Annotated in this window: 13 protein-coding genes; 8 read left to right on the forward strand and 5 right to left on the reverse strand. The window is 67.1% G+C overall.

Annotated elements, in window-relative coordinates; all coding sequences use genetic code 11:
- Positions 1-66 precede the first annotated feature (66 nt).
- The 8 genes from ACCQ00_RS06905 (at position 67) to ACCQ00_RS06940 (ending at position 7735) form a co-directional block, all read left to right on the forward strand.
- Positions 67-750: a DsbA family oxidoreductase gene (locus tag ACCQ00_RS06905; RefSeq protein WP_039568360.1), complete on the forward strand. Its 684-nt coding sequence runs from the start codon at positions 67-69 to the stop codon at positions 748-750.
- A gap of 16 nt (positions 751-766) precedes the next feature.
- Positions 767-1801: an NAD(P)/FAD-dependent oxidoreductase gene (locus ACCQ00_RS06910; protein WP_372354092.1), complete on the forward strand. Its 1035-nt coding sequence runs from the start codon at positions 767-769 to the stop codon at positions 1799-1801.
- A gap of 116 nt (positions 1802-1917) precedes the next feature.
- Positions 1918-3558, forward strand: a complete 1641-nt coding sequence (locus tag ACCQ00_RS06915) for a cryptochrome/photolyase family protein (protein ID WP_180301561.1) — start codon at positions 1918-1920, stop codon at positions 3556-3558.
- A gap of 116 nt (positions 3559-3674) precedes the next feature.
- Positions 3675-4679, forward strand: a complete 1005-nt coding sequence (gene nagZ, locus ACCQ00_RS06920) for a beta-N-acetylhexosaminidase (protein WP_372354093.1) — start codon at positions 3675-3677, stop codon at positions 4677-4679.
- Positions 4679-5233, forward strand: coding sequence for a hypoxanthine-guanine phosphoribosyltransferase (locus ACCQ00_RS06925; protein ID WP_017155614.1), 555 nt, complete (start codon positions 4679-4681; stop codon positions 5231-5233). Before nagZ ends, ACCQ00_RS06925 begins: the two co-directional genes overlap by 1 nt.
- 87 nt (positions 5234-5320) lie before the next feature.
- On the forward strand, positions 5321-6073 hold the full coding sequence (locus tag ACCQ00_RS06930) for an S-methyl-5'-thioinosine phosphorylase (RefSeq protein WP_039568369.1): 753 nt from the start codon (positions 5321-5323) through the stop codon (positions 6071-6073).
- 87 nt (positions 6074-6160) lie between these two features.
- Positions 6161-6367: a transcription antiterminator/RNA stability regulator CspE gene (gene cspE / locus ACCQ00_RS06935; RefSeq protein WP_003488188.1), complete on the forward strand. Its 207-nt coding sequence runs from the start codon at positions 6161-6163 to the stop codon at positions 6365-6367.
- A gap of 96 nt (positions 6368-6463) precedes the next feature.
- Positions 6464-7735, forward strand: a complete 1272-nt coding sequence (locus ACCQ00_RS06940; RefSeq protein WP_039568371.1) for an FAD-dependent oxidoreductase — start codon at positions 6464-6466, stop codon at positions 7733-7735.
- A 27-nt stretch (positions 7736-7762) separates the two neighbouring features.
- On the opposite strand, the gene pdeM is transcribed toward ACCQ00_RS06940, so the two are convergent.
- From pdeM to ACCQ00_RS06965, 5 genes are read right to left on the reverse strand one after another with little or no spacing between them, the layout of a single operon-like run.
- Positions 7763-8407 (reverse strand): ligase-associated DNA damage response endonuclease PdeM, encoded by a 645-nt coding sequence (gene pdeM / locus ACCQ00_RS06945; protein WP_039568373.1) that lies wholly within the window; start codon positions 8405-8407, stop codon positions 7763-7765.
- Positions 8397-10898: a ligase-associated DNA damage response DEXH box helicase gene (locus ACCQ00_RS06950; RefSeq protein WP_039568375.1), complete on the reverse strand. Its 2502-nt coding sequence runs from the start codon at positions 10896-10898 to the stop codon at positions 8397-8399. The genes pdeM and ACCQ00_RS06950 overlap by 11 nt, the downstream gene beginning before the upstream one ends.
- The gene (locus ACCQ00_RS06955) at positions 10895-12499 is read right to left on the reverse strand and encodes an ATP-dependent DNA ligase (RefSeq protein ID WP_039568377.1); all 1605 of its coding nucleotides are present in this window, start codon (positions 12497-12499) and stop codon (positions 10895-10897) included. The genes ACCQ00_RS06950 and ACCQ00_RS06955 overlap by 4 nt, the downstream gene beginning before the upstream one ends.
- A complete protein-coding gene (locus ACCQ00_RS06960; RefSeq protein WP_039568378.1) occupies positions 12496-12729 on the reverse strand; it encodes a hypothetical protein in 234 nt (77 codons plus the stop codon). The genes ACCQ00_RS06955 and ACCQ00_RS06960 overlap by 4 nt, the downstream gene beginning before the upstream one ends.
- A complete protein-coding gene (locus ACCQ00_RS06965) occupies positions 12726-13748 on the reverse strand; it encodes a ligase-associated DNA damage response exonuclease (protein WP_017155620.1) in 1023 nt (340 codons plus the stop codon). Before ACCQ00_RS06965 ends, ACCQ00_RS06960 begins: the two co-directional genes overlap by 4 nt.
- Positions 13749-14008: the final 260 nt, after the last annotated feature.

Consider the following 14008-nt stretch of genomic DNA (forward strand, 5'->3'; position numbering starts at 1 on the left):
GCAAACACCTCGCGATTGCATTATCCCGTCTATGCTTTGCCAATCCCCAAGAACGAATCCCAGCTCATGCGCATCGACATCTGGTCCGACGTAGTGTGTCCCTGGTGCTGGATCGGCAAACGCCGTTTCCAGGCCGCCCTTGCGGCACTTGGCGCGCAGGCGCCGGCCTTGGACATTCATTACCACGCGTTCCAGCTTGACCCGGATGCCGGCCTGGAGCCGACGCCCTTGCGCGAGGCCCTGGCATCGAAGTTCGGCGGTACGGCACGGGTCGAACAGATCCTGGCGCAGACCCAGGCCACTGCGCAGGCGGAAGGCTTGCCGCTGGATTTCGGCCGTGGGCAGGTGCAGGTCAGCACGCTGCGTGCGCATCGTGTGATCTGGCTGGCCAGCCACGAGGGCAATGTGGACGCGGTCATGGAAGCGCTGTTCCATGCGCATTTTGCCGAAGGCCAAAACGTGGGCGCGACCGACACGCTGGTGCGTGCCGGCGAGGCCGGCGGCCTTACGGCGGCGCGTGTGCAGGCGATGCTGGAATCGGACGAAGGCACCGTCGAGGTACAAGCGCAGCTAGCGCAGGCCGCCGCGTTGGGCATCCGTGCGGTGCCCAGCTTTGTGATCGACGGCCGCGCGCTGATCCAGGGCGCGCAGCCGCCGGAAAGTTTTGCGCAGGCACTGCTGCAACTGGCGGCCGAATCGACGCCAGTCGGCGGGCCCGACGCCTGCGGGCCTGACGGCTGCGCGGTGTGACCCGCATGCCTGCCGCATGCACCGGCACGTGCGCGATGGCATGACGCCGCCCGGGCGCGCGCAGACGATCGCCGTGATCGGCGCTGGGTTGGCCGGCTTGGCCTGCGCGCGGCAGCTGCAGGCGGCAGGCCATGCAGTGACGGTGTTCGATCAGGCCAAGACCCCGGGCGGTCGCATGCGCCACTACGGGACCGAGCAGTGGCAATGCGATCACGGAGCGCAGTATTTCACCGCGCGCGATCCTGCATTTGCAGCGGTCGTGGATGCCTGGACCGATGCCGGTATCGCCGCGCCCTGGCAGGCGCGTATCGCAAGCTGGGATGGCACGCAGTTGCGTCGATCCCAGAGTGCGCTGACGCGCTACGTGGGTGTTCCGGAGATGGCCGCGCCGGCACGTGCGCTTGCGGTGCAGTTGGATGTTCGCCTATGTGCCCAGGTGCGCGCGCTGCAGCGCAGCCGAATGGGTTGGCGCCTGTCGGTGTCGCAAGACGCTGCAGAGCATCTGTTCGATACGGTGGTACTGGCCGTCCCGGCGCCGAGTGCGGCTGCGTTACTCGCGCAAGTTGCGCCTACGCTGGCAACGATTGCCGAGCAGGTGCGCATGCAGCCTGCGTGGGCGGTGATGGCGCACTTCGATGCGCCCATCGATCCGGGCTATGACACGCTGTTCGTCAATGCCGGCCCGTTGCGCTGGGTGGCGCGCAACGCCAGCAAGCCTGCGCGTGTGGGGGCGGAGACCTGGCTGCTGCATGCAACGGGCGAGTGGAGCCAGGTGCATTGCGATGCCCAGCCTGGGCAGGTCATCGCCAGCCTCGTTCCGGAACTTGCCGCGCTCGGCTTGCCGATGCCGCAGTCCTGCGATGCGTTTTTCTGGGAAGTGGCCAGCAGCGACCCCGCATTGCAGCTCGGCTGCGTCTGGGATGCGCCGCTGGGCGTGGGGATGTGTGGCGACTGGTTGGCCGGCGGCAAGGTGGAGGGCGCATGGCAGAGCGCAATGGCGTTGGCCCGGCGCGTGTGTGCGGGCGATGTGCCGCACAGCGTCTGCGACTGACGCTGTGCCAAGCGGTGCAGAACTAAAGGGTAGTGCAGTGCAAGTCCATACCGCGGTCATGGCAGTGGTTCGTGCATGCGTGCGCGTCGATCCGAGTATTTTCTCGCGTTCAAGGTGTGCCCATGCGCCGCGTCGGCATGGACGCGCCCATGCGCCCCGCATCATCGGGCGCCACTGTGATGCATGATTCCAGCGCACTTATCGCGCAAACCAATCCGCAGACGCCGGCGCAGACGCTGCGCTTGATCCTGGGCGACCAGCTCAATCCGCAGCACAGCTGGTTCGCCACGCGCTATGCGGGGGTGGTCTATGTGTTGATGGAAGTGCGGCAGGAAACCGACTACGTACTGCATCACGCGCAGAAGGTCCTGGCGATCTTCGCGGCCATGCGCGCGTTCGCCGCAGGCTTGCGGCGTGCAGGGCATCGGGTGCGCTATGTGACGATCGACAACGCCAGCAACCGGCAGTCGATCCCGCACAACCTCGAGGCATTGATGGCGCATTACCGCGCCGACCATCTGGAGTACCAGTCCCCGGACGAATGGCGGCTGGACGAAGCACTACAGCACTGGAGCGCCGCGCAACCCTTTGCCACGCGCATGGTCGACAGCGAACATTTCCTGACCGCGCGCAACGAAGTCGCCGCCTGTTTTCGCACTGGCAGCCCATGGCGCATGGAAGTGTTTTATCGGCGTATGCGGCGCCAGCATCGCATCCTGCTCGATGCAGCAGGCGAGCCGGAAGGTGGGCGCTGGAACTTCGACCACGACAACCGTGCGCCGTGGCCGGGCCACCCGCCTGCCCCCCAGGATTGGCGCACGACCCACGATCACAGCGCGCTGTGGCGCACGATCCAAGCCGCCGGCGTGCGCAGCTTTGGCGCACCGAACGCGCAAGCCCTGCCATGGCCGCTGGATCGCGACGAAGCCTTGCAGCATCTGGACACTTTCATCGCGCATGCATTGCCCAATTTCGGCCGCTTTGAAGATGCCATGAGCACGCGTAGCCCGCGCCTGTTCCATTCGCTGCTCTCGTTCGCGCTCAACGTCAAGATGCTGCACCCGCACGAGGTGATTGCGCGCGCCGAAGCGGCATGGCGGCAAGGGCATGCGCCGTTGGCGGCGGTGGAAGGCTTCATCCGGCAGATTCTGGGCTGGCGCGAGTACGTGCGCGGTGTGTACTGGTCGCAGATGCCCGGCTACGCGGAATCGAATCGTCTCGACCAGCATGCGCCGCTGCCGCACTGGTTCTGGGACGGGCAGATCGGCATGCGCTGCCTGGCCGATGCGGTCGGCAATTCTTTGGCCAACGCGCATGCGCACCACATCCAGCGGCTGATGGTGATCGGCAATTTTGCGCTGCTGGCGGGGCTGGATCCGCAGGCCCTGCATCGCTGGTATCTGGGCGTTTACATCGACGCCTTCGAGTGGGTGGAGCTGCCCAATACGGTGGGCATGAGCCAGTTCGCCGATGGCGGCCTGCTCGGCAGCAAGCCGTATATCAGCGGCGCGGCCTACATCGATCGCATGAGCGATTACTGCGGTGGTTGCCGGTATCAACGCAAGTTGCGGGTCGGCCCGAACGCCTGCCCGTACAACGCGCTGTATTGGGATTTCCTGCAGCGCCAGCGCCCGCTGTTGGCCGCCAACGAACGCCTGGCGCTGCCGTACCGCCAGCTCGACGGGATGGCCCCCGAAGTGTTGGCACAAGTGCAGGCCCAGGCCGCGCATTGGCGCGCCCACCTCGAGGGGCTGTGAGCCTACCCGCAGCGCCCGCAGGGCGCGCAGCTGAATGCGCGATCTGACGCTGCCACGCGCATCTGCGACAATGCCGCGCTGCGCCACCATGGCGCCTGGCCCGGGAGTCCCCCAACATGCTTCTGATCGGCGTTGCCGGTACCGAACTCAGCGCACAGGAACGCGAATGGCTGCAGCACGATGCGGTTGCCGGCGTGGTGCTGTTCAAGCGCAACTTCGCTTCGCGCACCCAGGTGGCCGAGCTGTCGGCCGCCATTCGCGCCGCCGCGCCGCGCCCGGTGCTGATCTGCGTGGACCAGGAAGGCGGGCGCGTGCAGCGGTTTCGCGAAGGATTCAGCACGCTGGCGCCGTTGCAAAGCTTCGGTGCGCAGTACGCCCAGGACCCGGAGGCAGCACTGGCCGCCGCGCGCGCGCATGCGCAGTTGATGGCCAGCGAGGTCCGCGCCAGCGGCGTGGACCTGAGCTTTGCGCCGGTGGTGGACCTGGGGCGCGGCAACCGCGCCATCGGCGATCGCGCCTTCAGCGACGACCCGCAGATCGTGGCCACCTTCACGCGTGCCTATGTGCAGGCGCTGCACGGCGCCGGCATGGCCGCCACGCTCAAGCATTTCCCCGGCCACGGCACCGTGCTGGAAGATACCCACGTCGATCACGCCAGCGACCCACGGCCGCTGGAGGTGCTGCAGGCCGAAGACCTGGTGCCGTTCGTGGCGGGCATCGAGGCCGGCGCCGACGCCGTGATGATGGCGCACGTGGTCTACCCGCAGGTCGCGCCGGAGCCGGCCGGCTATTCGCAGCGCTGGATCGAGCAGATCCTGCGCGGCCAGATGAGCTTCCGCGGGGTGGTCTTTTCCGACGACATCGGCATGGCCGCCTCCTTCAGTGCCGGCGGCGTGGCGGGCCGGGTGCATGCGCATCTGGATGCCGGCTGCGACGTGGTGCTGGTGTGCCACCCGGAGCTGGTCGCCGAATCGCTGCAGGCCGTGCAGGGCCGCAGCCTCAATGCCGCTGCATTGATCGGCCTGATCGGCCGTGGCGCACTGGGCTGGGATGGCCTGCTCGCCGGCACCGACGCCTCATTTACCACTCCTCCTTCTGCCCATTTCGGAACAACTGCCTGATGTCCACGCTCACCATTTCCCAGGCCCTGGCCCAAGCCGATCTGCTGGTCGACCGTCCCGCCATCGATGCCGCCGTTGCCACCATCGCCGATGCGATCGCACGCGACTACGCCGGCGAAGTGCCGGTGTACCTCACCATCATGCACGGTGCGCTGCCGTTCTCGGGCCAGCTGGCGCTGGAGCTGGGCGCACGCGGGCAGGACCTGCAATTCGATTACCTGCATGCCACCCGGTACCGCGGCGAAACCACCGGCGGCGAACTGGTGTGGAAGCACCGTCCGGCCACCGCATTGTTCGGTCGCCGCGTGATCCTGGTCGACGACATTCTCGACGAGGGCTATACGCTGCAGGGCGTGCGCCAGTGGTGCCTGGAGCAGGGCGCCACCGACGTGCGCGTGGCGGTGTTGACCGTCAAGCGGCACGACCGTTGCGTGCCGGGCGTGAGCGCCGATTACGTGGGCGTGGAAGTGCCCGACCGTTACGTGTTCGGCTTCGGCATGGACGTCAACGAGCAGCTGCGCGGTATTCCTGCCATCTATGCGATGAAGCCGTAACGCTGCAAATCCATGCCCGCTTCGCTGCGGGCAGCTCGGCGCGCACGCGTGCGCTGCCCATCATGTCTTTCGCTGCAGAGGTCGGTTGTGTCCGCAAATTCCATCGCATTGGCCGTCATCGGCGGTACGGGTGTCTACAAGCTCGCGCAGCTGGACGATGTGCAATCGCACGAAGTCCAAACGCCCTACGGCGCGCCGTCCGGGCCGATTCGCGTCGGCATGCTGCTCGGCCATCGCGTGGCCTTCCTGGCGCGCCATGGCGAAGGCCATTCGCTGCCGCCGCACAAGGTCAATTACCGCGCAAACATCGCTGCACTGCAGCAAATCGGCGCCTCGCGGGTGCTGGCGCTCAACACCGTGGGAGGGATCACCGAACAGTTTGGCCCGCGCGTGTTGGCGTGCCCGGATCAGTTGATCGACTACACCTGGGGCCGCGTGTCCACGTTCTGCGAAGAGCCTGGAAGCGAAGTGCAGCACGTGGATTTCGGCCACCCGTATTCGCCGATGTTTCGCAGCAAGGTCATTGCGGCAGCCAAAGTGACCGGCGTCACGCTGGTGGCGGGCGGCTGCTACGGTGCAACGCAAGGACCGCGACTGGAAACGGTTGCAGAGATCGCACGCATGCGTCGCGACGGCTGCGATCTGGTGGGCATGACCGGCATGCCCGAAGCTGGGCTGGCACGCGAAAAAGGCTTGGAATATGCGTGTTTGGCGATCGTGGCCAACTGGGCGGCCGGTTGCGGCGACGCGCAGGAAATCACCATGGCCGACGTGTTGGCCAACGTCGATGCGGCTTCGTCCGGGCTGCCCGAGCTGATTGGCGAACTTGCACGCGGGTGATTGTCATCGGGGCATAAGCTTTGCATACTCGGCGCGTACGCACCGCCGTACACCACCCATTAATTATTGCAAAGGTCTCGCATCACCATGCCGAACGGTACCGTCAAGTGGTTCAACGACGCCAAGGGATTTGGCTTCATCTCACCGGAGGACGGCAGCGCCGATGTCTTCGCGCACTTCTCCGCGATCAATTCCAAGGGCTTCCGCAGCCTGCAGGAAGGCCAGCGCGTCAGTTATGACGTGACCCAGGGCCCCAAGGGTGCCCAGGCTTCGAACATCACGCCGGTCGAGTAATCTGACTCGATTGTGCGGTTGAAAAACCCCGCCACGGCGGGGTTTTTTTTTGCGCCGATTGTGCGCGGGCAGCGATCGCCAGACAGGGCAGGGACGATGCAACGAGCATTACGTATTGCGGTGGTGGGCTACGGAACGGCGGGGCAGGCATTGGCCGTGCTGCTCGGCGCCGACGGGCATCAGCTGGAGGTCTTCGAGCGCGCAGCTGCACCCGGGCCGGTGGGCGCCGGTTTTCTGCTGCAACCTAGCGGGTTGCAGGTGCTCTGGAACATGGGCTTGCTGTCGCAGGCGCTTGCGCATGGAGCGCCGGTGCGCCGTCTGTACGGCGACACGCCGTGCGGGCGCGCGGTGATGGACATGCAGTACCGCGATCTGGATCCGCGCCTGATGGGTGTGGGCATGCAGCGCGGCGCCTTGTTTACGCTGCTGCGCGAGGCCTGGCCGCAGCACGCGCAACTGCATGTGGACACGCAGATCACCGCGATCGACCACGCGGGCGTGCGCGTGCAGGATCAACGCGGGCAGTGGCATGGCCCCTTCGATCTGATCATCGCCGCCGATGGCTCGGCTTCCACGTTGCGTGCGCAGGCGCAGGGAACGCAGCTGGATCGGGTATATCCATGGGGGGCGCTGTGGTGCCTGCTGCCACGCGAAGACTGGCCATTCGTGGACGAATTGCGCCAGCGCTATATCGGCGCACGCAAGATGATCGGCCTGTTGCCGGTGGGCACGCGCCCGGGCGACGACACGCCGCGGCTGAGCTTTTTCTGGAGCCTGCCGTGCAGCGATTTCGTTGCGTGGGAACAGCGCGGCATTGCCGCCTGGCGCGACGAGGTGGCGCAGATGTGGCCGGAAGCACACGCGCGGCTTGCCACGGTGCAGGTGCATGGTGCACTGGCGCGCGCGAGCTATCGCGATGCGGTGGTGTCGCGCTGGCATCGCGGCCGCTTCGTGCTTGCCGGCGATGCCGCGCATGCGATGAGCCCGCAGTTGGGGCAGGGCGTGAACATGGCGCTGCTGGATGCATTGGCGATGCGCGATGCGTTGCGCGCCGGCGCTGATCTGGACGATGCCTTGCAGCGCTACCAGCGCGAACGCCAGGCGCATGTGGCGATCTATCACCGCTGGAGCCGCTGGCTGACGCCGCTGTTCCAGTCCGAACGCGATTTGTGGGCACATGGCCGCGATCTGCTGCTACGCCCGATGGGACGCGTGCCGGGTGGACGCGGGCACATGTTGCGTGTGCTCAGCGGCACCCAGCATGGCTGGTTCGGCAAGCTGGCGCTGGCGCCGGAATTCGTCGAGGCCCTGGCGCAGCCGGTCGCGCGGCTGGCCGACGCTAAGGCCGAAGCGGCTGCATCGTCGTAGCATCGGCCGATGCGTGCGTGGCAATGGCTAACGCACCGGCAGTGCCAGCGCATCGCCTTCCACGCAGGCAACCAGGCGCTCGCCTTCGGCCAGTGTCGGCACGATGCCTGCGGTGAACTGCGAGAACGCCGGCAGGATGGTGACGCGCTCGCGCAACCAGAACGCCGGCCAGCGCCGTGATAGCCCCGGCAGCTTGGCCAATGGATGCAGATGCCCGCACAGCACGTGGCCGGTGGGATGCGGCAACGGGTCATGACGCAACACGAACGGGCCATCTTCGACCTGTTCGCCGGCCGCTTCGATGTGCAGATCCGCAACGGCCAGGGCGCGGTCGTGGTTGCCGCGGATGGCGATCACGCGCAACGCGCAATGCCGTTCGCGCCATGCGCTCCAGCGTCGGTGCCAGGCGGCACGCGGCGCGGGTCCGTGCAGCAGGTCGCCCAAAATCCAGAGCGCCTGGACATCGCGTTGTGCCAGCAACGCATCCAGTCGCTCCAGATCGTGCGCGGTGCCGCCAGCCGGCAGGCCGATGCCGGCACGTCGAAACACGTCGGCCTTGCCCAGATGCAGGTCGGCGATCAACAGCGCACGTTGCGCCGGCCGATACAGCGCGCGTTCGCCGAGCAATTCCACGGTTTCGCCGGCCAGCTGCAGCTGCACGCTATCGCCCATGCTTGCGTTCCAGTTGTTCGGCAGCGCGCAATACGCGCGCCTTCCAGTCTTCGGTACTCAGTTGCCCGCGCACGCGTTCGGCCCAGAGCGGAAACGATAAGGGCGTGAGGCTGCGCGGCTTGCACAGGCGTAACTCACGTCGCGCGCAATCTTCCAGGGCATGCGCAAGCCGCGCCAGCTCGAGCTGGCCTTCGAACACTTCGCGTTCGGCCTGGGCGAGCAGCAGGTGATCGGGATCGAAGCGTTGCAACACGTCGTACAGCAAGCCGCTGGAGGCCTGCAACTGACGCAGGCTGCGCGGCGCCCGGCCAGGCAACGAGGGCGACAACAAGCCAGCCACGCGTGCGATTTCGCGGAACTGCCGGCGTGCCAGTTCGCCCAGATTGAGGCTGTCGCGCAGATCGTCGAACAGGCCCGCAGGTGACAGCAGGGTCTGCAGCGCATCGGCATCGATGTCGACATCCTGCGCTGGCGACAGCACAAAGCCATAGTCGTTGGCAGCGAAGCTGAAGGTATTGCGGTGGCGCCGGCCCCAACGTGCCGCGAGCAACGCGGCCAGGCCTTCGTTGACCTGCCTGCCGGCGAACGGGTAGACGAAGACGTGCCGGCCGTCGCGCGCCTTGACGCTTTCCACCAGCAGATGGTCCGGCCCGGGCAGCGAAGAGAGCGACGCCTGCAGGTGCAGCAACGGCGCCAAGGCCTGCATCTCCGGCGCGTCGCCTGGGTCGGCGAACACCGCTTCCACCTCGCGTCCCAGCGCCGACGACAACGGCATGCGCCCGCCCATCCATTTCGGCACCACGCCACTGCCGCCCTTGGCCACGCGCACGTAGGCGGTCATGTCTTCCAGGCGCACCAGTTCCAGCAGGCGGCCGGCGAACTGGAAGCGGTCGCCGCGGCGCAGACGGCCGACGAATTGTTCTTCCACCGCGCCCAGCCGCCCGCCGCGCAGAAACTGCACGCGCACGCTGCCGTCGCTGGTGATCGTGCCGATGGACAGCCGATGCCGCAGCGCGACGCGTCGGTCGATCACGCGGTACAGGCCGTCATCGTCGCGCACCACCTTGTGGAAGTCCGGGTAATGCGCCAGCGCGCTGCCGCCTTGCACGATGAAATCCAGCACCGCGTTCCACGTGGTTGTTTCCAGCGCGGCGAAGGCATCGGTACCGCGCACTTCCTCGAACAACGCATCGGCGTGGAAGCCGCCGCCGAGGGCGAGGGTGACACAGTGCTGCGCCAGCACGTCCAGCGATAACCGTGGCGGTGGACGCGCTTCGATATGGCCGTGCACCAGTGCGCGGCGTGCCGCCGCATATTCGACCAGCTCCAGCGCATGCGAGGGTACGCACACCACGTGGCCGGATTCGCCGGGGCGATGGCGTGCGCGCCCGGCGCGTTGCAGCAGACGCGCGATGCCTTTCGGGCTGCCGACCTGCAGCACCTGATCCACGGCCGGGAAGTCGACACCCAGGTCCAGGCTGGAGGTGGCCACCACGCAGCGCAGGCTGCCGTCGGCCAGCCCGCGTTCGGCGACCGCGCGTAACGCTGGATCCAGCGAGCCGTGATGCAGCGCGAGCGTGGCCAGATCCTCCGGCCACACCGCACTCAAGGCCTGATGCCACAACTCGGCCTGCGCGCGCGTGTTGGTAAACACCAGGCTGGTGCGCTGCTGCATGATCTTCTGCAGCACGCGCGCCAGTTGCGCCAGGCCAAGATGGCCCGCCCACGGAAACCGCTCGCCACTTTGCGGCAGCAGGGTTTCCAGGGTCATGGTGCGCGGTTTGACGCCGGAGACCAGCGCCGCCTCGGGGCGATGCGGCAACAGCACATCGCGTGCCTGCGACAAATTCCCCAGCGTTGCCGACAGCCCCCAGATGCGCAGTTGCGGCGTCCATCCGCGCAGGCGCGCAAGACACAGCTGCAGCAGCACGCCGCGCTTGTTGCCGAGCAGCTCGTGCCACTCGTCGACGATCACGCAGCGCAGCGCCGACAGCTGCGGCGCGGTATCCGGATACGACAACAGCAACGCCAGCGATTCGGGCGTAGTGACCAGCACATCGAGCTTGCCGCTGCGTGCCAGCCGCTTGTCGCGCGCGCTGGCATCGCCGGTACGCAGGCCCACCTGCCAATCCAGCCCTAATGCATCCACCGGCTCGCGCAGCGCGCGTGCAGTGTCGGCGGCCAGTGCGCGCAACGGCGTGATCCACAGCACCTGCAGATTGCGTTGTTGCTGGCGGCGCGCAGACGAGGCGGGCTTGCCTGGCTTGACCGGAGATTTACGCCCACGCGCGGCCAATGCCTCCAGTAACGGCCCGCCAAATGCCGCCAGTGTCTTGCCGCTGCCGGTAGGCGTATGCAGCAGGCCGGATTCGCCGTCGAGATACCGCTTCCACACATCGCGTTGAAACGGCAGCGGCGCCCAGCCGCGCTGCGCGAACCAGGCACGCCACTGTTGCAGTGGCGTGCCGTACGTGTGCTGCGTGACGCTCACCGCGCCAGTGCCTGCAGGGTGCTCAGATGATCGGCTTCGGCCATTGGCTTGTCGTGACGCCAGCGCAGGATGCGCGGGAAGCGCACTGCGATGCCGGACTTGTGCCGCGCGCTGCGGTTCACCGCTTCAAACCCCAGCTCGAACACATGCTGCGCGGTGACCGCGCGCACCGGGCCGAAACGCTCGGTGGTGTTGGCACGGATCCAGCGATCCAGCTGCAGGATTTCCTTGTCGTCCAGGCCGGAATACGCCTTGGCGATCGGCACCAGTTGGCCCTCATGCCACAGCCCGAAGGTGTAGTCGGTATAGAGCGTGCTGCGTCGGCCGTGGCCGGCTTGCGCGTACAGCAGCACAGCATCGATGGTAAGCGGGTCGATCTTCCATTTCCACCAGTCGCCGCGACGGCGACCGGATTGATACACCGAGCCGGCGCGCTTGAGCATCAACCCTTCCACGCCGCGTTCGCGCGCTTCCACGCGCACGTGCGCTGCGGCCTGCCAGTCGCTGACCTGCACCAGCGGCGAGGCAACGATGCGCGGGTCTGCAAGCGCGGAGAGCACGTCTTCCAGCAGAGCGCGCCGCTCCTGCAGCGGGCGCTCGCGCAGGTCTTCGCCCGCCAGTTCCAACAGGTCGTAGGCCACCACGCGCGCCGGTGCGGCGGCCAAGGTCTTGGGCCCGGGCTTGAGCCGCTGGATCCGCGTCTGCAACGCGGTAAACGGCATCGGCAGGGGCTGTTCGGGTTGCCAGGCCAGCAGCTCGCCATCGATGACGATGCCGTCCGGCAATTGCATCGCGGCGTGTTCGATTTCAGGGAAACGTCCATCCAGACGTTCTTCGCCGCGCGACCACAGTGCCGCTTCGCCAGCGCGGCGAATCAGCTGCAGGCGAATGCCGTCCCATTTCCATTCCAGCAGCCAGTCGTCGATGGCACCCAATGTTTCGACCTCCGCTTCCAGCGGCGAAGCCAGGAAGAACGGGTAGGGCTGCTGGCGGTCGCCGGGCAGTTCTTCGCTGGTCAACAGGTCTGCAAGATAGGTCGGATGCGGCCGCCAACTGCCCAGCATGCGCTGGGCAATGCGCGCGATGTCCACGCCCGACAATTCGGCCAGCGCCTGCTGCACGAGCCGTTGCGACACGCCAACCCGCAGTGCGCCGGTCAGCAGCTTGTTGAACACCAGCCGCTCGTCGAAGGCCAGGCTGCGCCACGCCTGCACGATGCAGGCCTTGCGGATGTCCACGTCCTGGTTGGCGATCGGCAGCAGCCGCTGTTCGATCCACTCTGCCAGGGGCAGGTCGGCCGCCTCGGTGACCGGGTCGTCCAGCAGCAGGGCCAGCGTTTCGGCCAGATCGCCGACATGGTCGTAGCTGTCGGCGACCAGCCAGTCGGCAACGCCGGCGGTGTCGGTGATCCATTCACGCAGCTCGCCGCTGCTGGCAATGCGCATGCGCGCACTGGCCACCTTGCCACCGGCCAGCAGATAGAGCGCCCATGCCGCATCCAGCGCGGGCGCCTCGCGGAAATACGCCACCAGTGCAGCGCGCTTGTCGAGCGTGCCGGTGCTGCGGTCCAGGGTGCGATACAACGCCGCGAAACGCCTCACGGCAGCGCCCGTGGCGCTGCGCGCCTGTCGGGAGCACGCAGTTCCAGTGCGCGTCGGGTAAACGCGGCAAGCACGCGTGGGCGCCGTAGCGCTCGCGGTGGACCGATGGTGGCCGCTGGTGCGCTGCGATGCACGCAAAACGCCAACGCATGACGGCGGAACGCGAGCGCACCGCTCAGGCGAATGCGCGGACGCGCGCGAACATAACGACGTGCGGGCAGCGGGTTCATTCCTCGGCTCCGAAATCGGTGCGGAAGGCTTCTGCTGCGACGCCGCGCTCCCGCAGGTGTTGGATCAATGCATCGGTATTGCCATGGGTGGCAATGACGCGCTGTGCGCCGGTTTCTTCGATGGTGCGCAGCAGGTCGGGCCAGTCGGCATGGTCGGAGACCACAAAGCCGCGGTCGTAATTGCGCCGACGGCGATTGCCGCGGATGCGCATCCAGCCCGAGGCAAAGCCCTGCTGTGCGCTGCGGAACCGGCGGATCCAGGCACTGCCGGCCGCCGATGGCGGTGCGATGACCAACTGCCCGGCATAGTCGGCGCCGCGCGCATGCTCGCTGACCGGCTGGGTGTCCAGCATCGGGATGCCTGCCTGGCGGTAGACCTCCACACCTACCGCGACCGCGCCATGCAGCAATGCCGGCTGCGTCTCCCACGCGCGCAATTCGGCCAATACGCGTTGCGCCTTGCCCAGCGCATAGCAATACAGGATGGCCGCTTCGCCGCGTTCGGCGCATTCGCGGCGCCAGGCGGAAATATCGGCCGCGACCTCGGAGGTGTCGGGCCAGCGATACACCGGCAGGCCGAACGTCGCCTCGGTGATGAAGGTGTCGCACGGCACCACTTCGAACGGCTTGCAGGTGGGGTCGGGCTGGCGCTTGTAGTCGCCGGAGGCCACCCAGACCTCGCCATCCACTTCGATGCGCACCTGCGCCGACCCCAGCACGTGTCCGGCCGGATGCAGCGACACGCGCGCACGACCCAGCTGAAACGTTTCACCATCCGCATGCGTGTGATAGACCTGTTCGCCCAGGCGCCATTGCAGGATGGACAGGCTCTCGCGCGTGCAGTGGTACTCGCCCATGCCGCTGCGGGCGTGGTCGCCGTGACCATGCGTGATCACCGCGCGCGGCACCGGCCGCCACGGGTCGATATGGAAGTCGCCTTGCGGGCAATACAGGCCCTCCGGCCCGAGCACCACCAGATCGCCGCGTGTGTGAGTTGTCTCATCGTTGCCGTTGCGCATGCGGCAACTCTGGCCAAGCCGGTGTGCAGATCCTGAGAATGGGAGCCGTGCGCTGGTGCGTTCGTGCAGCACGCGCTTACCGGCAGGTGCCACGACGTCGCGAGCAGCCGCCGGACGGGCGTGGACGGCGCGCAGAGGCCGGCGTGCAGAGGCCAGCGTGCAGAGGCCAAGGGTGCACGCATGGCACATGCCGGTCAGTTCACCGCCACGTTCGTCCGGCAGTGCGCGTTTAGTAGTGTTGGCAGCCGCGTGGATCGTGG

It is taken from the genome of Xanthomonas sp. NCPPB 3761, assembly GCF_041475705.2.
Lineage (GTDB): Bacteria > Pseudomonadota > Gammaproteobacteria > Xanthomonadales > Xanthomonadaceae > Xanthomonas > Xanthomonas phaseoli.